A 20,625-nucleotide genomic window follows, 5' to 3' on the forward strand; every position below is an offset into this window, starting at 1 on the left:
TTCACTCCGCGGCGGCCGAGCGCAACCGCTCCGCCTTCTTGGACCTGATGTAGGCGAGGGCCTCGGCCATGCGCTTCTCCAGGGGATCCGCGGCGTGCGGGTTGGGCTCTCGCCCCTCTGCCTCGCGGAAGCGCTTGATGCGGGGCCAGAGCGTACGCGCCTCGTCCTCGGTCATCTGGATGCGCTGTGCGACCATGGCGCTCTGGATCTGCTTGAGCAGCGGCGTGTCGAGGGCCTTCGAGGCGACATCGAAGCCTTCGCGGAACGGATTGATCCCGTCGATCAGGTCGATGTCGAGCTCGCGGACGTTGATGAACTTCTTCACCATGTTGATCAGGTTCATGCCATCGGGCGCGCTCTCGATCTCGTCCTCCTCGGCGTCTCTGTTGCCGCCCTCAGCCTCTGCCTTTTCCTGGTCCCTCTCGGCTTCCCGCCGGGCGAGGTTGGCAATGTTCATGCGCGCGGCCAAGTCCTGGCGGATGGCCTCGGTCTCGTCGGCGGAGAGGTTCTCGTAGCTCTTCTCGATGATGTCGGTGAGGACCATCTGCGTCGCGACCTCGGGTGCGATGTCGTCGCCGACGGTTCTGCGGTCCATGGCCTGGCAGGCCTTCGCCATCAGGTCCTGCATGTCGTTCTCGCAGATCGCCTTCGATCGGTTCGTCGGCGGCTCCATCAGGCCCTTGATGCCGATATGGACGGTGCCGGTGTCGTCGACCTCGATCGGCTCACGGATGTCGCCGTCCTCGCGGCGGTAGAAGCGGAAGTTGGGCTGCAGGACCTGCTCCATCAGCAGGGCGCCAGAGATCGCCTTCAGCATGTCGTTGACCGCGTCGGCCACGACCGTCGTCTCGACGCCGGGCTCGGCGATCAGGTTCGTAAACTGCGCGTGCGCCTTGCCCGCGGCATCCCGGGTGGCGCGGCCGATGATCTGGACGATCTCGGTGAGCGAGGAGCGGTAGCCGATCGTCAGGGCGTGCTCACACCAGGGCCAGTCGAAGCCTTCCTTGGCCATGCCGAGCGCGATGATGATGTCGACCTTGTCGCGGTCGGCCGCGTCGTCGCGGCGGCCGTCGGGGCCGGTGATCTCGCGGGTCAGGGCAGATTTCACGCCGCCGCGCTCCTCGTTGTCATTCACCAGGTCCGCGACCTTGAGGATCTTCCCGTCCGACTTGCGGCGGACCAGATCGAAGCCGGTTTCCTCGTCGCGACCAACATGCTCGCCGATGGCGTCGATGATCCGACCAACTTCGTCGTTCTTCTCCCCATAGGCCTCGGCCGAGCCGCGGTGCGGGATGTGCACGATGGTCTTGAGGTCGGTGTCGAGAACGTCCGGGATCGCCGAGATGTATTTGCCCCGGTAGAAGCTGTAGCTGATCCCGAGCGACTTGAGATGCTCGTAGCCATCGAGCTGCTCGTAGTAGGAGTAGGTGATCGAGCGGAACTTGGCCTCGTCCTCGGGCCGCAGGACCGGGATGCTGTCCCCGCGGAAGTAGCTGCCGGTCATCGCCACGACATGCGCCTTCTCGCGCACGAGCAGGCGGCGCAGGATCTCGCCCAGTCGATTATCGTCGCCGGCGCTGACATGGTGGAATTCGTCGATCGCGATCAGGCAGTCATCGAAGGCCTCCGCGCCGATCTCGGCCTCGATGGCGTCATAGGCGAAGCGGAAGGTGGCATGGGTGCAGACGATCACCTCGTCGTCGGATGCCATGAACTCCCGGAAGGCCTTCACCTTCTGCGACTTCGAACCTTCCTCGGCGCCGCTCTCGCAGAGATTCCAGCGCGGTTCGACATGCCAGTCGCGAAAGAAGGCCGGCCGAAGCTCCGTCGACCGGAACGAGGCGCCGATCGAGGTCTCGGGCACGGCGACGATCACCTTGCGGACACCCTGGTTCTCGAGCTTGTCGAGGCCGAGGAACATGAGCGCCCGGGACTTGCCCGCAGCGGGCGGAGCTTTCAGCAGGATGAACTGCGCACCGCGAGCTTCGTAGACCCGCGCCTGCATGGGCCGCATGCCCATGGCGTTTGTCGTCTTCGATGTGCCCGTGCGCCCGTAGGCGACCTTAACAAGATCGACCATCACGCGGCCTCCTCGTTTTCCCTTGCAACACGAACGGAGTAGAGTTTCATGAGCATGTCCCGGCGCGCAGCATCATTCGCGAATGTTTTTCCGGTGTACAGGTTCTCGAGAATTCTGTCGTTCTTCTCGTGTGCAGTCCTTAAATTGTTCGGAAAGTTACCTTCGGAGTAGAGCTCGTCGAGGTTATGAGGATAATTTTCGTATCGCGCTTTGAGAATTTGGCGCCCCGCCGCCGCCAGCTCTTCTCTATCGCCATCGGTCATTCCGGGAAGGGGAAAGGTATTATATACGAGGGTGCCGGAATACCTGAAACCGTTTCCTATCCGACCGCCGACCGTTGCAAGCCAAACTTGATGCATTCTCGAAGAGAGAATGGCGAGCACCCAGTCTTCTGTGGTGTATACGGCAAATGCTTCCTTGCTTACAACGGTGCCGGCTGGAACTCGCGCAGTGGGCAGATAGGGCCGTTTTGACGATTGAGAATTCGGTATTGCAATGCAGGGAAGATCTTTCACAGTCCCGCGGTAAGCGAATCGATGCGGCTGGTCTTGGTAGCGCCGCGCGTCTCGACCTGCATCTTTTCGGTATTCCCGGCACTCTCTTATCCTGGCAGCAATCGGAGGGCAGGCTTGTGCTCTCTCCACGGCGTCGTCATCGACCCAAACGCAGAATCGTTCTTTCCCGCCAAGTATCTCGTCGCCACCAAGATATGGCCGGATGAACTCCTCAGCTTCCGGGTGTGAATTAACGATGCGGTTCTTTTCCTCCGGGGAGACAACCAACCGCTTACCGTCGACAGGGTTCGAACCCATGACGATTTCTGGAAGCCTCCACAGTGGAGTAGATCGAGCCGAGACATAGGTCTCAGCGCCGAGGAACAGATATGGGCTGATGGTGGAGCCAGTTCCAACCCATCCTTGGTCAAACAACCTGACCGGTTTGCGGGGCCGATTGCGCAAACCGACTATGACTACCCATACCCCAGCGTTATCGGCTGCGGAATTGCGCCATTGGAACGGCATATGACCAAAGCTGATCGACAGACCAGCGTTGAAAAGCCTGCTCCAAAGGGGGGCTACTTGTTCTCCTTGGCAGATCGAACTTGTCGCCACAAACGCGAATGCGCTCGGAGAATATCCCTGAGCCTTAAAGAACCAAGCTGTGACGTAATCCAGCAATAGGACGTCCTCGAGACCGCAGTAGCGCATATCGTCCGTCTGCCAAGCCTCGCGCTTCTTGCCACCAAGATACGGTGGATTCCCTGCGATGTAGACCTCGTCGCCGTCCTCTTTAGCAGGCTGCTGAAAAACACCGGGCTCGACGCGGTTTCGAGAACATGATTCACCCCTGTCACGGAGACGGAGGCGGGTGTGATGCGCGGGACGGACGAGGCAAGCGGGACGCTTTTCAGCTATGTGGACCTTGAGGAACGGGTCCCTGCGGGTCATCCGCTCCGCAAGATCCGGCAGATCGTGAACGACGCGCTGGCGAGCCTCGATGCCGAGTTCGACGCGCTCTACACGGATTTCGGCCGTCCCTCCATCGCGCCGGAGCGGCTGATCCGAGCGAGCCTTCTCCAGATCCTGTTTTCGATCCGCTCGGAGCGGCAGTTGATGGAGCAAATGGACTACAATCTGCTGTTCCGATGGTTCGTCGGGCTCGGCATCGACGATGCCGTGTGGGTCCCAACCGTGTTCACCAAGAACCGCGACCGGCTGCTGACTACGGACATGTCGCGCAAGGTCATGGCCGCGATCCTGGCGCACCCTGAGGTCAAGCCACTGCTGTCTGACGAGCACTTCTCGGTGGACGGCACGCTGGTGAAGGCGTGGGCTTCCATGAAGAGTTTTCAGCCGAAGGACCGTCCGCCACCCGATCACGACGACGATCCGGGCAACCCGCCGCCACCAAACCAAGAGCCCACCGCAGACACCGACAAGCCGCCCCAGCAGACCGAGACCCAGCCGATGCCCGCCACGCCCCGCCAGCCCCGCAACGCCGAAGTGAACTTCCGGGGCGAGAAGCGCTCAAACGCGACCCACGCGTCCGTGACGGACCCCGATGCCCGCCTCTACAAGAAGGCGCCGGGCGCCGCGGCGGCGCTATGCTTCATGGGACATACGCTTATGGAAAACCGCAACGGCCTTGTGGTGCAGGCGGACCTGACCCACGCCGACGGCCATAGCGAGCGGGAGGCGGCGATCGAGATGATCAACCGGCACTCGCCGGGCTCGACCCGGCGCGTGACGCTCGGGGCAGACAAGGGTTACGATGCGGCCTCCTTCGTCGCCGAGCTCCGGCGGATGGTGGTGACGCCGCATGTCGCGCAAAAGGCCCGGCATTCCGCCATCGACGGCCGGACCACCCAGCATCCGGGCTATGCCCAGTCTCAGCGGCGCCGAAAGAAGATCGAGGAACCTTTCGGCTGGGCCAAGACCGTGGGCGGCATGGCCCAGACCGTCCACCGCGGCCTCGACAGGGTCCGCGCACAGTTCACAATGACAATGGCGGCCTGCAATCTGGCCAGGTTGCCGAAACTCCTGGCAGCATGAGAAGCAGACCATCCCAGACCCGGCGTCCGCCGCCGATGTTACAGAGAACCGCCTTCAAATCGTGGCGGCAGGAACAGCGTCCTTCGAGCCCGACTTCTTCAGCGGCCTGTTAGGGCAGAATGAGGACCAGTCTACTCTGAGGGCGTTGCAGCACAGAACATTAGCGCCACCTTTCAGCGGCAGCGCGGCCGGCTTGCGCCCGAAGGCTTCGCCGAACATGGCATTCGCCTGATACTCGGCGATGAACATGGCGAGCTTCGCTGTTTCGGCCGAGAAGTCAGTTATCTCGATGCCGTAGAAGTTCGTGATCGGGATTTGCGACCACATCTGGATCTGGGTCTGGCCTTCGATCGCGCCGAGACGCCGCAGGATGCGGATTTCGCGGGCGCGCAGCTCGCGGTAGGCGACGACCAGAAAGTTGCCGCTGCCGCAGGCCGGGTCGAACACCCGTATCTCCGACATCCGATCCAGCACTTTGCGCAGCCCGTTCGGCCGATCCCACGCCTTGTCGATCTCGGCGTCGAGCTCGTCGAGGAAAAGGGGCCCCAGCACCTTCATGATGTTGGGCACGCTGGTGTAATGCATGCCGAGCTCGGCACGCGCCTTCGGGTCGGCGACCGACTGAATCATCGAGCCGAAGATGTCCGGGTTGATCTCCTTCCAGTCGAGGTCGCAGCCCTCGCGAAGGTAACGGAAGGCGATTACGTCGAAGCGCGGCGCGTCGATCGTGCCGGCAAAGAGCCCGCCGTTGACGTATTCGAGGTCGTGGCTCCACGCCGGAAGGTCAGCCCGCTTGTTCTTGGGCAGATTCATCGCCTGGAAGGCGGAGATCAGGACGCCATGGGCCTCTTCGCCTTTGTCGCCGGCATGGGTGAAAATCGCACGCGAGAACTGGTTCTCAGGGAAGATCCCGACATCCTCGGCGAACATGCAGAAGATCAGACGCGTCATGAACTGGTTCATGTCGTGGCGCCGGGCATCGGCGGCCCAGTCGGGGTTGGCCTTCACCAGGGCGTCGTAGAGCTTCGCGAGCTTGCCCGTGGCTTTCACATCGACTGGGTTCTCCTCGGCCGGGCGATACCGGTCCTTGCCGGCGGCCGGCAGGAAGAACCCGAAATGGTCGCCGATCTCCGAGAAGGCGCAGTGCAGCCGCTCGCCGCTCTTCCAATGCTCGGCCGCGACTGTCTCGCCGTCGGTGGCGATCAGGATCGCCGGCTTGTGCTTCGCGGTCCGCTTGCTGCCCTTCAGCGCATCGAGGGTGGCCTCGACCCCAAGCGCGTCGGCCGGGGCGTAATGGAACTTGAGGTTCATCAGGACACCGCCCTCGATGTCCGACCTGTTCAATGACCCGCCGCGGAGCTTCGAGACCGTCGCCTGGGCATTGTCGGTTGCCTCGGCGAAGGAGAACCCGAAATCCGCCGGATCGAAGGGAGCCTTGGCAATGGCATCGAGAGCCTCGAAAATGTCTGTCGGGTTCATGCGCTCACTCGGAAAATCGTTGCTGAAATGAATATTGCTCGCGGCGGAAGGCGTCTCAAAGGCGGACCTCCTCCTGCACGGCTGATCCCAAGGTGTCGAGGGCAAGCGCCCGCGACGCATGCTCGGTGCCGGAAAGGGCCTTGATGAACCGCCGGTCGGCGGTGATGAGCTGGCGATCCATGCGTTCGGCAAGCGCCAGGTAGACGCAATCGTAGATCGGGTGCTCGAGCGCCAGCGCGAGGTCGAGGGCACGTCGCTCCAGGAGCTCGTCGGCGTCGATGATCGTCACCGGGGCCGTTTGCAGAAACAGGAAGAGGTCGATCGCGCGCTCGTTGGCGAGGACCTGCTTCGAGACGAGGGTGCGAAGGACGTTGCTGGCCTCGATCCGGAAGAGGGCGGGGGCCACCATGTCGGCGCCCTGGAGGAGCTCTGCCTTGTCGCTGTCCTCTTCGTCCACGATCCATTTGATCGCGACGGAGGTGTCGACAACGAAGCTCTCGCCGCCTGTCATGACGCCTCGTCGCGATCACGATCCGCGCGCAGGATCTCGGTCGTGGTCGGAGCACCAGGGGCCAGTTTCACGCGCTTGGTGCGCGCCTCGGCAAAGAAATCGGCCCTGTGTCCGGGGCGGAGGGCTTCCTCGAGGATCCTGCGATGCTCCGCCTCTGCGGATCGCCCCGCTTTCGCCGCGCGCTCCTTGAGGGCCGCGGCGATTGCATCGTCGACATTTCGGACGGTGAGTTGTGCCATGACGCATCCTGACTGCGAAATGATGGCATTATGAAGGCAGTTCGGAGATCTGGCAAGTTTCCTCTGTATTCGAGGATCCTGTCAGTTGGCTGGGGCCGCCCCTATGACCTTGATGCCCGCGCTTTCGAGCCGGTGGTAAGGCGCATCGCGGATACATGCATCGAGGTCGATCTTCGGTCGCTCGTCCCTCGGTGGACGCAACATGATGACACTCGCGATCATCACCAGGCCGCTGACGCCGAGCAGGCCGCACCCGACGATGATCTCCGTCGTGAATATCTCGGTCATGCGGTCCTGCCTTCCATTACAAATGTCACCTGATGCTCGGCCGCCTTCAGCCAGCCTCGAGCGAGACGCGCGCTGTCCGGCCCCGCCCGATGCGGGGCAGGGCGTCGCTCCACCGTCTCGTAGAGCAGGTCCAGAGCATATCCCTCGAACATCGCGAAAGATGCGCCGTCGAAATCTTCGACCGAAGGGTTCTCTGCACGCCCGGCAGCTCGGAACAGGCGGTCCAGCCATCGTGTCTCGAACTCAGGGGCGTCAGAGACGAGTCTGCGGCCTCCGAGGACCTTGAAGAAGGTTTCGGCCACTTCTGTTGCCGAGGGCGCCTCTGAGAGCTCGGACAGGGGAATGCCGTGAACCGCTGCGCTCTGCGGCGACCAATCGTCGATTTCCCAATCGTGAGCCGGTTGGATAAGGGAGGACCAGGTGCGCACTTCTCCGTGCTCGAGCCACGAGAGTCCGATTTCTATGGGCCAGCTGGCCCCCGACAGGCTTGATGCCTCGAAGTCCAGGATCGCGAATTTCTCAACTGCAGCATCCATGGTCTCACTCTTTGCGCGCCGTTGAAGGACAATAGCTGGATCTCTTGGTGTGCGCTTGCTTCACCGCTCGACGAACGCGGGCGATATCTGCCAGGCGGGCATGGGCGGATTGCGCTTGAGACGGGCGATGGAAGGTTGAGCGGACATCGCGCCCTTCGGGCTTGAAGGACCATCCGAGTGCCGTGAGCGCCTTTTCCGCGGCATCGCGTGCTTCATGCCGCCTGAGGCGATCCGTCACCCGTGGTTCAACATGTGCTATCTCGTTGTCTTCGCAGCTATGATGTCGCTGCAGTTCCATGATGATAATCAGACCAGGGAATTCCGCATCCAGCCAGCAAGTGACAGCAAGTGCATCATCATCAAGCCGCTGTGCGGCCTCGCGGGTCCGCTGCATTGCCAGTAGGTCCTCAGGCGACCTCTGGATCGGCGATATCGTAGCTGCTTCGCTGTCGTCCGGCATGATCGGATCTCCGGTTATTTTGCCCCTGTTCAGTCTTCTTCGAATGGTGCGAGAAGGTCGATTTCAACATCCTCGACCAGGTCGGCGGCGCGCTGGACGATGTGCCCGCCGAAAGGCCGCAGGCGCTGCGGGTCGGACGCGGCTTCCTGCTCGAGAAAGCCCAAGAAGGCCTGAACCGTTGGGTCGATTGCCGATATCATCCTTCTAACCTCCTCAAGTCGAGCCTCTCGCGGCGGGGACCATGAGGGTGGTTTTTTCGACCCCAGCTCAGATGATGGCTTCGATGCCTTTCCGATCGATGACGTCGAGCAGCCTCGCCGATGAACCACCCGGGGATTTCTTGCCTTGTTCCCACTGAGCGACCGTTGTCGCACCGACATTGAGAAACTGGGCAAAAACGGGCTGGCTCATACGGCTCTTGGCCCTGATCTTCTTGATCCTGGCCGGCGTAAAGGAAGGTTTCTCCGGAACGCAGACCCGATCCATGACGCGCATGGTGATGTCGTCCATGGCGCCGACCTCGTGCAGGTCCTTCGCCATGTCGTGGGCCATATCCAGAATGTTACTCATGCCTTGCACTCCAGCTCTGCGATGGTGCCCTTCGCCTTCAGCGCATCGATCTGGCTGTCATCAGCCTCGATGAGCACCTTGGCGTTGACCGAGAGGGCATCCTTTTCCCGGCGCGTGATGTTCGATCGGCTGCTCTTCGGAAAGCCGTAGAGGAAGAAGATCCTATCGGATTTCTTCTTCCGGAAGCCGATGATGGTCCGGAAACCACCCGACTTGCCTCCGCCTGTGCGCGCGATCCTCTTCTTGAAGAGGTAGCCGCCAAGGTCGGCTTCGACGTTGCCGTCAAACGCTTCCTTCGCGGCCGCACAGAGGTCCTCGTCCGATATCGCCTCGGACCCGGCCCACTTTCTGAACGCCTTTCCAACGAATACTCTCACGCTCCTCCCTAACACTTAGTGTTACACTTGTCCATTTCAATCAGCTCTCGGCGGTCTCGGCTGCAACCTGAGACAGGTGACGATCGAGAACGAAGTCGACGAAGGTGCTGGCGGCCCCGATCGCGAGCCGCGCGTGCCGCGGCTGGAGACCCTTGAAGTCGCGCCCGCGGCCATGGCCCTTGCCGTAGGCGTTGCGCAACGGAGCGAGAGAGTGCGCGATATTTCCAAGGCTGGTCAGGATACCCCTAATTTCGTTCGCGCCCTTGGCGTTCTCATCGATCCCGTCCGGCATGATCTTAATCTCTCGGCGGAGAAGCTTCAGCAGCTCGGGGATCTCCGCCTTTTCGGGATAGGCGACCTTCCGATCGTCGAGGATCAGCTTGCAACAGCTCTCCACGATCTCCTTTGCCAAGGCGATCGCCTCGCCAGGCTCGCTGTCGCCGATGCGCTCGAGGCGTCGCAGATCCTCGTAGAGCGTATCCGAGTTCAGGGTTGCTGCCACGGCCTTGATGCGCTGGACAGACCCACCCAAGGCGTGAACCTTGCGTTGTGGCACATAGGCCGGTCGGCCATCGATGATGGCGTCCTCGACGAGTTCCCATCCGTCGGCCCGCAGGTGACCATTGAACGCCCGGGCGAGCGCATCCTGCTCCGCGTCGTCCTTCCGGACGATGGGATGAAGAATCTCGCAGATGAACTTCAGGAAGGTATCCTGATCAGCGGCATAGAGACGGAAGCGCGGGTCGCTGTAGACCCAGTCCTGCGACCAGTCGAAATTGTTGATGCAGTGTTGCCAGATGTCCTGCTCGGCGTTCTGGAACCGGCTGTCATAAGAGGGCAGGGAGGTCAGATCGAAGATCCGGCTGAGGAAGGCAATCTCATCCAGGGCGCCGTGCCAGGCAGTCTCCCTGGCACGCATCTCGTCGAGGATGGCGGCGCGTGTCCGTTCGCTGATCTTCCCGTCGGGCAGACGCCGCCCCGGCGGCGCGGCGCGCATCGGCGAGATCTCCGCGCTCACCCAGTATCCATTGTCCTTGCCTGTGACGAGTTCGAGGTTCTTCGAGATGATCCCGGCGATCTCGTTCCGGCTGTCCTCTATCCACACGAAAACACTGACCGGGACGCGTAGAAAGACGGTCCAGAGCTCGGTGCCGCCGTTCCAGTTGTCGTACCCGACCTCGTCGATCTCGATATCTGCCTGACTCATGGCGCGGAGGGCATCATTTTCGCCTTTCTGGCGAAGGAGCTCTGCCACGGTGGGCAGGCTCCCCTCGATTTCGCGTCTGATGCTCAGGTATCTCATCGGCGTAGTCTCGAACAGGTTGAGCCGAAGGACCTCAGTTGGCAGCTGCCAACCTCATGCGCCTTCGTCTTCCAGGGGATCTTTGCTGCGCATTTTGGTGAGGTTACGTGCTGACTTCACGCAGTCACCAATCGTGTTCAGGACGGCGTCTTTATGATCTCGATTTATGTCCACCGCCAGAAGCCCCGGGGAAATAATGTGGGTAGTGCTTCTCAGGAGCGGGGGGAGCTTGATCATTCGGGCGTTTCTCTGCGCCTTCGCGACCGCCGCGGCAACTGAATCACCAAGCATCTTGATCGCCGGGCCTTCACCCAATCGCTCTGAGAGCTCTTCAAGCATGAAGGCGGCATAGGCGACGCAACGCGCTCCATCGTCCGTATCGTCCCAGAGTTCCAGAAGGCTGGATCCGATCAACTGGGCAACACTCCAGGGGTCGTTCGTCGGCAGGGCGATATGATCGAGGAATTGCTTCAGCCAGAGCGACGTTTCTTTGCGCTCCCACTCGAACTGCGTCGTATCTCCGTCGATGCTGACGTATCGGTAATTCCCCTCCAGCATAGCGCCGAGGGCATCAGAATATGCTTCCTGCGAAATCATGCGCTTGTTGCGCGCGATCTGTAGAGCGACCTGGCTCCAAGCCGATGAAATACCATCCAGGCTCGCAAACAGCCGGAGGGAGGTGTCATCCGCAAGCAAGGTCCACCCTCTCTCCTTGGCGACTACCAGCGTATCTACGAAGCACGGGCCCACATCTTCGAAAACCGCTTCGAAGTCCGGATGAAGGGCAGTGCCTTCTTCCGGCATGGCGATTTTCAGGCCTCGTGCCAGGTCGAGGGTTCGCCCGAGGTCCGATATGAGAAGGTCGGACATCTCTCGGGACAGCTCGATGATACGCGCCCCATGCTCGTCCGCTACGAAGCTACCTCGGCGTCCTTCTCCCCCGATGGCATCCACCCTGTCCCGATAGGCTTCGTGAAGCAGATCGATGCTGCTCTGGGTGATATGCAGGTCCGGGCAGGCCTGAAGGAGGGTGTCGGCGAAGCCGAGCGTCTGGGCGCTGTATAGGGTGATTGGATCGACGATCACGCCGGGCGCAGCCATAGCCGATTGCGTTGCCGCCTTCCGTTCTACAGCATTACCGAGGGCCATCTTGATTTTGATGCTGCCGTGGTGCCGCAGAAAATCCCAGAAATCGAAGACCGTGCCTCCACCTGCGGCGGCCAACAGAGCTATCGGGGCTTTCCCTGACTCGTAGGCCTCCTCGATGCGCTTGACCTGCCCCGCACGCTCCCTGGCGCTTTCGAGGATGGGACGAATACTGCCTTCCAGATCATTTTCATCGATCCGAAGCGCTCCGAATATCTTGCTCTCCGGAAACAGGCGCTCGAAGTCCTTCTGAGACCGATGATACGCATGGGCATACTTGGACAGGATCTTTGTGACGGTGGCGTTCAGCTTCCCGACAGCGGAATCCATCGGGAGATTGTCACCCACAGCCTTTCCCATCAGGCGAAGAGCCAGCGGGTCTTCAGGGGAAATTTCGTCGCGGTCCGCCCGCGGGGCAGGGGCTGTCTCGATGATCTTCGTGAGCGGGTCAGCGTGATCTCGCGAGACCACAACGACTGTATCCTCCTCAACGACTTCGTGGTCGAAATCGACATGTCGCCCAGAACGGCCTGTCAGGATCAACCCGACCATGAAGCCGAGATGTATCTGTGGGTCTTCATAGCCGTCGCGCAACGCGCGGTATCCGATCTCGAGCGCCCTCTGGAAGTCGTCCGTGTAGTGATCGAGCTTGTGCGCAAGGTGCATGCGCATCCGGGGATCGCCGGAAATGTCCACCGGCACGGTGTCGAGATACCGGATGATTGAAGAGATGTCCGGCAGACGCTCGCAGATATCGATCCAGCGAGCACGGTCTTCCAGGGTTTCATCCCCTGTGCCGAACACGTGCTCGAGTTCCTTTCTGGCGCCCTTCAAGTTGCCAGCGCATTGAAAGATGACAGCGCCGATCCTGCGCATGCTGGCGGTATCTTTGATCCTGGCGTCGAGCTTCCCATAGAGTTCTCGGGCTTCTCGAATCCTGCGGCAGTTCACCAGTGTCTGGAGTGCCATCCTGAGTTGGGGCGTATCCGTGTCAGGACTACAGAGATCGAGATAGATGTCCGCGGCTTCGGAGTTCCGGCCGACCATGGCAAGGGCATGGGCCGCACGGTCACGTGCGAAGCTGTTGGTTTCGCGCTCTGACAACTTGGCAAGGCGATCGATGACTGCGGGATCGTCGAGATCGCCAGGATGGTTGAACACATAATAGGCCAAGAGCAGTGTGGAGTCCGGATGCTCCGTCAAGATGTCATGGGTGACTTCCTTGAAGAGATCAGGGTTGATCTGCGCAGCCGCCAGGATACGGCAGTTGCCAAACGCGACACGCAAGCCGGCGTCTTCTGCTGTTCGATATAGGAAGTCGGCACGTGCGAGAGCTGCTTCTGGGTCCCCTTCATTGATGCGCGCCTGGAGGAGCATGAGCTCATCATTCGGATCCCGATCGCCTTCGGGAATCCTCGACAGCGCATCGGCAACCGCGGCATCCTCACCCTTGTGCATCTGATAGGCGGCGCGGAACCGGAGCAGTTGCGGCGTATTTCCAATCCTCCGGAAGGCCTCTTCGATGAGCTCTTCGGCCTTCTCTTCATCCCCAAGCATCAGGGAGGCCGAGAGGGCATTCATGACGCAGGTTTCAGCCTCTCGCGCCCACCCGCTTGCCTGAAGAAGATCCCAGGCAACGAGAAAGTGTGCTCTCGCATCCTCGACGATCTCGATGTCGCTTTTCCGCACGAGTCTGAGGCTGCGGATGTCGTCTCGCTCGGCGACTTCCTGGAACCTGAGGTAGCCCGCATATGCGCGCACGCGCCAATTATCGGGATCTCGATTGACCGCATCCTTGGTCAACCGCCGGCAGTCCTTGATCTGACCCGCTTTCTGCGCGTGCTCCGCGAGCGCCAGAAGGAACTCCGGGATCCGCTGGAACTGTTCCGGAAGCTGAGCCTGAAGCTCTTGCCATTGCGTTTCCGCCGGAGCCGTCTCCAAGAACACTCCGGCTGCCCGCTGCTGTGGCTCTCGCATCGCCATGGCGCTGGCGGCCAGTTCAGCCGCCTTCTCACGATTGCCTGCGATGGACTCGGCGGCCGCGAGTATGGATAGCGCTTCGGATGTATCGGGATACTCGTCGTGAGCCTGACGATACCAATCTACGGCTGCATCCTTGTCTCCCTTGGCAAAATGGGCGGATCCAAGGTTGGCCTTGATGCGGAAACGGTCTCGAGCGCTGGCAGTGCGGCCCTCATTTTCGAGAAGTCGTTCAAGCCGGGTGATGGCGGTTTGCGCCGGGCTATCGTTCAGGAGGTCGGCGGCGTCGGTGATGCGCTGACCGAGCGCGTCTCCAGTCGGCTCACGCTCCAAGCCCGCTATGACTGACCTCTGGAGATCGAGGATACTGGACGTGAGCCCCGCCAGATCTCGGGATACGTCACCGCGCAGATCGTTCATTGCTGCAGATATCTGGAGGTCGGCGACCGTCGACACGCCCGAGCAATGAATGGCCGCAACGCGAGGATGGCGATTGAGAACAGCCTTGATCTCGTCCCAGCCCATGACATCGACTTCGAAGAGAAGCTTCTTTCGGTTCTTCTCATTCAGCTCTCGCGCGACTTCCTGTATTCGCGCGTCATTGGGGGCTGTGGTGGCGAGGATGAACCTGTCGAGAGGAGGGTGAAATGACTTGGCTTTCTCGACCTCCTCGCGAAGATCCTTTTCTTTAAGCGCCTTCCCGTAGCCTCCGGAGCGGCCTTTGCACTGGACGCCGACCCATTTTTTGTGAACCCGGTCCGTGCCGTAAACATCGACACCATGCTGCTCCTGACCAGACCGGCCATTGGCGCGCGCATCGTCTGTCTGCCATTCGCTTTCGAACAGATCCCTCGTCAGCCGCTCGAATGCCTGCCAGTCGGCAGGTGCGGGAAGATTTACGCTCGTGACGTTGACCATGCTGCTCGTGTCTTCTTATGCCTTTGCTAAAAGAGATGGGTTCGGACGGCAAAAATCGAAAGCAGGCATTTGCCTGATCTGATGCAGCTTTCAGCGGTCACAGCCTGCTCCGCACCTCCCGGAACAGCGCCTTGATTTCCGTGACGGCCTTCGAGCTCGGCCGATCGAACTCCGTAATCGCCTGGCCCGAAATCAGCGCCTGCATGAAGGCCTTGCGCTGCCAGAGCCGCGCCTTGGCTACCGGCACGTCCGGGTAGAGTTCCTGCAGCACCGCCGCGGTGTCGTCGCCCTGGGGCCCGACGGCCGCCACCTGGCTCAGGACGAATCTTCCCTGCCGACCGTTCTGCTTCATGATCTCGACCGTGCCCGCGGCCACGTTGATGTGGAAGGGAGTCGACCGAATGGGAATGATGAGCAAGTCTGCGGCGCGGATCGCGGCGTCGATCGTGCCGCCGGCATGGGGCGGCGTGTCGATCACCACGCAGTCGGCGTCATCTTCCTCGGCTTGTGAGAGATAGGCGATCTGCCCTGCCACCGCGCCGGAATTGACACTCGAAGGCCCCTTGGGTGTGAACCTCTCGGTTGGGGATCGAGTTGAGAGCTTGCGACCTGTCATTTGTTCCCTTCAGCTTCCTCTATTCGCATAGCATGTCAGCCGTCTTCTTCACCATCGTCTTGCCATTTCTTTTCAAAGTTGGCGCGCGCTGCACGATGGCGCTCCTCGATGATAGTGGCAATGTCTGTAAGCATCATGAGACGAGCTGCCTTCTGACGTTCGTCGAGCCGAAAGTAGGGTACTCGAACCTCCCCACTGTCGGCTTTCCTGGCCAATGTGTCTGCCTCATAGCCCCAGTATTGAGCCGCCACCTCAAGAGGAATTACGGGTGTGCCGCCGAAGTGGGCCAGGAGCATATCAAGTGTTGTCATCATTACCTCCGCATGGTTCCTGCATAGGAATTGAGATCGAACTGCAGGACGCGGAAAAGTTCCTTTGCGGAAGTCTGCTGTGCATGACGAGCGTGATCGTTTCGCGACGGTGGTCGGAGATCGCGAGTGGCGTCATTTCGGGGTGGTGCAACACCCCACCCAACTGGAGACGGCGAGCACCAGGCAGATCACGCCAAGACGGAGATTGCCAAGACCGTGCCGACGCTGCCCTGGGCTGTTCGCGTCGTGCCAGTTCCAATCGGGGAAGGTTGACGATCGGAAAGCCCTGCCTTAGCCAACTACACTTTTCCTCCTTGCCTTATAGGCGCCGAACCTCCAGCTGGTCAGTGCAAGCCGCCAAGGAATTTCCAACAGACCTGAGTCACGACTCAGGTGTGGCCCTGTCGCCAGAGAACGCGCCGAAGTCACGGAGTCGGCAGGTGATCAGGTTCTGGCCCAGTATGCCAGAACCCAGTCCAGCCAGTGCCAATTCTTGAATTTATCGCCCTTCTTTTCGACATTCACATACCGATCCAAGCAGCTTCGAGACTGATGCCCTGAGGTCTTCATCACGAAATGGTCACGCTTTCCCTTCTCGAACAGACGGCTGATACCTTCGTGCCGGAGATCGTGAAAACGCAGATCGTCAATCTTGACGCGCTCCCGGTGGCGTCGAAAAGCGGTGCCCACTGAACGCGGATTGTATGGGAAAATAAAGTCCGACGTCCTGGGCATGGAAAGGATGATTTTCATGGCCTGAGGGGTGAGCTTCACCCAAACGTCGTTAGTTTTCTTCTTGCGGGGGTGCTTCATCTCCCGCACCAGAATCTTTCGATCAGTCACGTTTAGGTCACTCCAGCGAAGACGACAGATCTCACTGAGGCGGCGACAGGAGAAGATGGCGAACACACTTATCGTGATAACAGGGATCTTTTGCCTTTTGTTCGCAAGCACTGCGTCAAAGATCAGATCGAGCTCATCGAGAGTGGGGCGCCGTTCACGCTCCTCGGACCGTGCCAAGATTTCATCGTGCCACAATACTTTCATGGCGCGAACGACGACATCGTATGGAACATCCTCGTCGCGTTCAGCTGCCCATTTCAAAGATGAAGCAAGCATTGTCATGTAGGTCGCCGCGGTTTGCGGCATCATTTCCAACTTGAGCAGGTCCTCTGCCGCGTTTTGGAACCACTTCAGGTCTATGGTAGACGCTGGCTCCTGACAGTGTGGGTGATTGATCCAAAATTCGAGATTTTGGGTTGCGGTCTTCTCGACGCTCCGCCCCTTGTCCTTCCTTTTTTGAATTAGATCACAGACACGAGGTGCCGTTTTTGAGCCTTCTTCTTGCTTGGGAGCAAGTAAACCCAGTTGTATCTGGGCCAACGTGTCATCTCGCCACTTCTTGGCGTCCTTGAGGCTTGTGAATGTCTTGCTTATATTGATTGGACCACCGTCGGTCCTGCGACGGATTTGCGCGCAGTATCTCGGGAGGCCGTCTTTCGGAGCGCGTGCCGAAATGAAGGGTTCGTCCGAACAGTCTTCTACTGTGGGCAAGTTATCCGCTTTGGTCGACACTTGCGTCCGCTTGGTCTGTTTCGGCTTTCGCAAAGAGTCTTTCTTGCTGGTCCCGGAACTTTCGGCAGGTCGCGGCTGGGCGGGCAGTTCTGCGCGGAAGGCAAATGGAGAACCCGCTGCGCGGTCACGCGAGATTTGCTGGAGTATATTTTTGGAGCTAACTTGGGTCGTGTGAGACATGACCGTCCCTTTCTTGTTGATCGTCGAGAACGTGGTGTCACTTCGATCTGGCCGGAAACCGTCCGGATGGGGTAAGTCGAGGCGCAGCCAGAATCAGGTGGGTCGCCTGACCCTGGCGGAGCTCTGGCTCGGACATGATTGGCGGGATGGATGTTGCTACTCGGTAGCAAGCTGTCTTGGAAAACCCACGGAAACCAGGGAAAACCCCCGGGAATCACGAGAAATCCCGTTAGGTGGCTGTCTGCGTATGCGGAGAGTAAGTGTATGAAAGTAAATGCAAAATATGCGTCACGGCTTGCCGTGGCACCCATGATGGATTGGACTGACCGCCATTGCCGGTACGTCCACCGTCTGCTCAGCCGCGACACGCTGCTTTATACCGAGATGGTGACCGCCCCCGCGCTGGTCAGGGGCGGGGCGGTGCATCTGCTGGCCTTCGATGCCTCGGAACATCCGGTGGCCCTGCAGCTGGGCGGCTCAGACCCCGAAGAGCTGGCCGAGGCCGCGCGGATGGGGGCTGCCGCCGGGTATGATGAGATCAACCTGAATGTCGGCTGTCCCTCGGACCGGGTGCAATCCGGGGCATTTGGCGCCGTGCTGATGAAGGATCCGGCCCTTGTCGCGCGCTGCGTGCAGGCGATGCAGGCGGCGGTGGAGGTCGAGGTGACGGTCAAGTGCCGCATCGGCGTGGACGATCAGGACCCCGAGGTGATCCTGCCGGATTTCCTGTCGCGCATGTCGGATGCCGGGGTGGGGCGGGTGACGGTGCATGCCCGCAAGGCCTGGCTGCAGGGCCTCAGCCCCAAGCAGAACCGCGATGTGCCGCCGCTCGACTACCCGCTGGTCCTGCGGATGAAGGAGAGGTTCCCGCATCTGCATGTCTCGATCAACGGCGGCATCGCCTCGCTGGCCGAGGCGCGCGGCTTTCTCGACGCGGGGCTGGACGGGGTGATGATCGGCCGGGCGGCCTATCACGCCCCGGCGGATATCCTCTGCGCGGCGGACCGGCTGATCCACGGCAGCGGCCCGGACAGCGATCCGGTCGCGGCGGCGCGGGCCATGGTGCCCTATGTGGATGCCCATGTGGCAGAGGGCGGCACGCTGGCGCAGGTCACGCGGCACATGCTGGGCCTCTTTGCCGGGCGGCCCGGGGCGCGGCGCTGGCGGCGCATCCTGTCCGAGGGCGCGCATCGCGCCGGAGCGGGCAGCGCGCTGATGCTTGAGGCGCTGGAGGCCGTCACCTCCGCCACGGCCGAGGCGGCCGCGGCGGCGGAATAGGCCCCGGGGTCAGGCGGCGGCGCCCGCGCGGCGGGGCAGCACGATCAGCGTGAGCGTCAGGCTGACACCGGCGCAAAGCGCGATGGCGATCATCATCGGCGTGGCCGTGCCGTCGAAGAACAGGCCCGACACCGCGATCACCAGCCCGCCCGCCAGCATCTGCAGCGTGCCGCCCAGCGACGATGCAAGCCCGGCGATGTCGCCGTGTTCGTCCAGCGCCAGGACCATCGTGGTGGGGATCACCAGCCCCAGGAAGGCATTGCCGCAGAACAGGCCCGCGGCCACCACGGCCAGGCTGGCGAACCCGGCCAGGCACAGCAGGGCGGTCACCAGGGCGCAGGTGAAGAAGCCGACCACGCCGAGGCGCACCAGTGCCCGGATGCCGAGCCGCGCGCCCAGTGGCCCGGCGGCCTGCGAGGCGCCGAAGAAGCCGATGGCGTTGACCGCGAAGGCCAGCGAAAAGCCGGTGGTGCTGAGCCCGAACTGCGAGGTGTAGACGAAGCTGGCCGAGGCGATGAAGACAAAGAAGCTGGCCATGCCGAAGCCGCCGATGAAGGTCAGCCCCATGAAAATCGGATCGCTCAGCAGCACCTTGGCGCCGCGCATCATGTTGCCCGCGTTGATGCGCACGCGGTTCTCTTTCGCCAGGGTCTCGGGCAGGGCAAAGACGGCGAGCGCCAGGCTGAGGACCGACAGCACCGCCATGAAACCGAAGATCGCCCGCCAGCCGGTGAAGGCGATGACGATCGACCCGGCCAGCGGCGCCAGCATCGGCGAGACCGAGATCACCAGCATGATCAGCGCCATCAGCCGTGTCGCCTCGGGCCCGGTGTAGCGGTCGCGGATCACGGCCCGGGGCACCACCATCAGCGCCGCGCCGCCCAGGCCCTGGATCCCGCGCCACAGGGTCAGCGTTGCGATGCTGCCCGCGCTGGCCGCCCCGATGGAGCCGGCAAAGAAGATCACCGTCCCGATGAAGATCGGCAGCTTGCGCCCGTTCTGGTCGGCCAGCGGGCCATAGACAAGCTGCGCCAGCCCGAAGGTCAGGAAATAGGCCGTCAGGGTCAGCTGCACCTGCCCCTCGGAGGCGCCGAACCCGTCGCGGATGTCGGGCAGGGCGGGCAGGTACATGTCGATGGCGAAGGGCCCGATCAGCGACAGGAGCCCGAGGGTGACGGCGAGCCGGAACATGGGAAACCTTTCAGGAAAACGCGCGCGGACCCTAGGCGCGGCCCCCCGCAAAGCCAAGGCGCGATTTCTGCAACTGCACGGTTGGCGTGAGAGAGAAGGGGCGCCGTGACTTGCGTCAGCGCACAAAAGCTGGTTGAGGTTTGCGGGCGGTCCGCGACGCCCCGGGCCAGAACTGCGAAGGACTGCCCATGCCCGATCCCGGATTGCTGTTGACCATGCTGGTGCTGCTGATGGCGATAGGCGCGCTGGCGGGGGTGCTTGCCGGCCTGCTGGGCGTCGGCGGCGGGATCGTCCTGGTGCCCGCGTTTTTCTATGCGTTCCAGACGCTTGGCTATGGCGGGCCGAACCTGATGCAGATTTGCCTGGCGACCTCGCTGGCAACCATCGTGGTGACCTCGCTGCGCTCTCTGTCCAGTCACAACCGCAAGGGCGCGGTCGACTGGGACATCCTGCGTGCCTGGCTGCCGGGCATCGTGGTCGGTGCGATCCTGGGGATGCTTACGGCAACGGCGCTGCGTTCCTCGGCGCTGCAGGTGCTGTTCGGCTGCCTGGGCATCGTGGTCGGACTCTACCTCGCCTTCGGGCGGGTCGAATGGCGCATTGCCGAGAACATGCCAAAGGGCTGGCGGCTGGCGCTGCTCTCTCCGCTGCTTGGCTTCCTGTCGGTTCTCATGGGGATCGGCGGGGGCAGTTTCGGCGTGCCGACGATGACGCTCTTTGGCCGTCCGATCCACCGGGCGGTGGCCACGGCGGCCGGGTTCGGCGTCATCATCGCCGTGCCCTCGGTCATCGGTTTCCTGCTGTATTCGCCGGAAAATCAGGTGCTTCCGCCGTTCACCGTGGGGGCCGTGAACCTGCCCGCCTTTGCCGTGGTGATCGCGATGACGCTGATCACGGCTCCGCTTGGCGTGCGCCTTGCCCATGCGACGGATCCCAAGCCGCTGCGCCGAATCTTTGCCGCATTCCTGCTGCTGGTGGCCCTCAACATGCTGAGAAAAGCGATTATTGGCTGACAATGCCCGCTAGGGGCGAGTA

Annotated in this window: 20 protein-coding genes; 3 read left to right on the forward strand and 17 right to left on the reverse strand. The window is 61.6% G+C overall.

The genetic code is table 11. From position 1 onward, the window contains the following. Position 1 precedes the first annotated feature (1 nt). Both GLS40_RS10715 and GLS40_RS10720 read right to left on the reverse strand, forming a co-directional pair. Positions 2-2,080, reverse strand: coding sequence for a DEAD/DEAH box helicase (locus GLS40_RS10715; RefSeq protein WP_160382715.1), 2,079 nt, complete (start codon positions 2,078-2,080; stop codon positions 2-4). After that, positions 2,080-3,528 (reverse strand): type IIL restriction-modification enzyme MmeI, encoded by a 1,449-nt coding sequence (locus GLS40_RS10720; RefSeq protein WP_328598891.1) that lies wholly within the window; start codon positions 3,526-3,528, stop codon positions 2,080-2,082. The genes GLS40_RS10715 and GLS40_RS10720 overlap by 1 nt, the downstream gene beginning before the upstream one ends. On the opposite strand from GLS40_RS10720, the gene GLS40_RS10725 reads away from it, so the two are divergent. Then, positions 3,454-4,632, forward strand: a complete 1,179-nt coding sequence (locus GLS40_RS10725; RefSeq protein ID WP_160382717.1) for an IS5 family transposase — start codon at positions 3,454-3,456, stop codon at positions 4,630-4,632. The genes GLS40_RS10720 and GLS40_RS10725 overlap by 75 nt on opposite strands. Positions 4,633-4,686: 54 nt before the next feature. Here GLS40_RS10725 and GLS40_RS10730 read toward each other — a convergent pair whose 3' ends face one another. The 14 genes from GLS40_RS10730 to GLS40_RS10795 form a co-directional block, all read right to left on the reverse strand. Next, on the reverse strand, positions 4,687-6,111 hold the full coding sequence (locus GLS40_RS10730) for a DNA methyltransferase (protein WP_160382718.1): 1,425 nt from the start codon (positions 6,109-6,111) through the stop codon (positions 4,687-4,689). A gap of 55 nt (positions 6,112-6,166) precedes the next feature. Then, positions 6,167-6,622, reverse strand: coding sequence for a type II toxin-antitoxin system VapC family toxin (locus tag GLS40_RS10735; RefSeq protein WP_160382719.1), 456 nt, complete (start codon positions 6,620-6,622; stop codon positions 6,167-6,169). After that, complete coding sequence (locus GLS40_RS10740) at positions 6,619-6,861, reverse strand: FitA-like ribbon-helix-helix domain-containing protein (protein WP_160382720.1); 243 nt, start codon at positions 6,859-6,861, stop codon at positions 6,619-6,621. The genes GLS40_RS10735 and GLS40_RS10740 overlap by 4 nt, the downstream gene beginning before the upstream one ends. An 81-nt stretch (positions 6,862-6,942) precedes the next feature. Further along, positions 6,943-7,149, reverse strand: a complete 207-nt coding sequence (locus GLS40_RS10745; protein WP_160382721.1) for a hypothetical protein — start codon at positions 7,147-7,149, stop codon at positions 6,943-6,945. Next, the gene (locus GLS40_RS10750) at positions 7,146-7,685 is read right to left on the reverse strand and encodes a 3'-5' exonuclease (RefSeq protein WP_160382722.1); all 540 of its coding nucleotides are present in this window, start codon (positions 7,683-7,685) and stop codon (positions 7,146-7,148) included. Before GLS40_RS10750 ends, GLS40_RS10745 begins: the two co-directional genes overlap by 4 nt. Before the next feature lie 4 nt (positions 7,686-7,689). Then, the gene (locus tag GLS40_RS10755) at positions 7,690-8,145 is read right to left on the reverse strand and encodes a hypothetical protein (protein WP_160382723.1); all 456 of its coding nucleotides are present in this window, start codon (positions 8,143-8,145) and stop codon (positions 7,690-7,692) included. Positions 8,146-8,174: 29 nt separating this feature from the next. Then, positions 8,175-8,345: a type II toxin-antitoxin system PrlF family antitoxin gene (locus tag GLS40_RS10760; RefSeq protein ID WP_160382724.1), complete on the reverse strand. Its 171-nt coding sequence runs from the start codon at positions 8,343-8,345 to the stop codon at positions 8,175-8,177. Between the two features lie 67 nt (positions 8,346-8,412). Beyond that, positions 8,413-8,715, reverse strand: coding sequence for a helix-turn-helix domain-containing protein (locus tag GLS40_RS10765; protein ID WP_160382725.1), 303 nt, complete (start codon positions 8,713-8,715; stop codon positions 8,413-8,415). Beyond that, positions 8,712-9,092 (reverse strand): type II toxin-antitoxin system RelE/ParE family toxin, encoded by a 381-nt coding sequence (locus GLS40_RS10770; protein WP_160382726.1) that lies wholly within the window; start codon positions 9,090-9,092, stop codon positions 8,712-8,714. Before GLS40_RS10770 ends, GLS40_RS10765 begins: the two co-directional genes overlap by 4 nt. 40 nt (positions 9,093-9,132) lie before the next feature. Next, positions 9,133-10,395 carry an abortive infection family protein gene (locus GLS40_RS10775; protein ID WP_160382727.1) on the reverse strand — a complete coding sequence of 421 codons (1,263 nt, stop codon included), beginning with the start codon at positions 10,393-10,395 and terminating at the stop codon, positions 9,133-9,135. Positions 10,396-10,449: 54 nt separating this feature from the next. Beyond that, a complete protein-coding gene (locus GLS40_RS10780; protein ID WP_160382728.1) occupies positions 10,450-14,439 on the reverse strand; it encodes a PIN domain-containing protein in 3,990 nt (1,329 codons plus the stop codon). A 97-nt stretch (positions 14,440-14,536) separates the two neighbouring features. Then, positions 14,537-15,055, reverse strand: coding sequence for a ParA family protein (locus tag GLS40_RS10785; RefSeq protein ID WP_160382729.1), 519 nt, complete (start codon positions 15,053-15,055; stop codon positions 14,537-14,539). Between the two features lie 35 nt (positions 15,056-15,090). Continuing rightward, positions 15,091-15,366, reverse strand: coding sequence for a pyocin activator PrtN family protein (locus GLS40_RS10790; RefSeq protein ID WP_160382730.1), 276 nt, complete (start codon positions 15,364-15,366; stop codon positions 15,091-15,093). A gap of 444 nt (positions 15,367-15,810) precedes the next feature. Continuing rightward, positions 15,811-17,121, reverse strand: coding sequence for a site-specific integrase (locus tag GLS40_RS10795; protein ID WP_160382731.1), 1,311 nt, complete (start codon positions 17,119-17,121; stop codon positions 15,811-15,813). Between the two features lie 264 nt (positions 17,122-17,385). Here GLS40_RS10795 and dusA point away from each other — a divergent pair, with 264 nt between their 5' ends. Further along, on the forward strand, positions 17,386-18,399 hold the full coding sequence (gene dusA / locus GLS40_RS10800; RefSeq protein WP_160382732.1) for a tRNA dihydrouridine(20/20a) synthase DusA: 1,014 nt from the start codon (positions 17,386-17,388) through the stop codon (positions 18,397-18,399). A 9-nt stretch (positions 18,400-18,408) separates the two neighbouring features. On the opposite strand, the gene GLS40_RS10805 is transcribed toward dusA, so the two are convergent. Beyond that, a complete protein-coding gene (locus GLS40_RS10805; RefSeq protein ID WP_160382733.1) occupies positions 18,409-19,590 on the reverse strand; it encodes a multidrug effflux MFS transporter in 1,182 nt (393 codons plus the stop codon). A 188-nt stretch (positions 19,591-19,778) separates the two neighbouring features. On the opposite strand from GLS40_RS10805, the gene GLS40_RS10810 reads away from it, so the two are divergent. Beyond that, positions 19,779-20,603 (forward strand): sulfite exporter TauE/SafE family protein, encoded by an 825-nt coding sequence (locus tag GLS40_RS10810; RefSeq protein ID WP_160382734.1) that lies wholly within the window; start codon positions 19,779-19,781, stop codon positions 20,601-20,603. The last annotated feature ends 22 nt before the right edge of the window (positions 20,604-20,625 follow it).

It is taken from the genome of Pseudooceanicola pacificus, assembly GCF_009789075.1.
Taxonomy (GTDB): Bacteria; Pseudomonadota; Alphaproteobacteria; order Rhodobacterales; family Rhodobacteraceae; genus Pseudooceanicola; species Pseudooceanicola pacificus.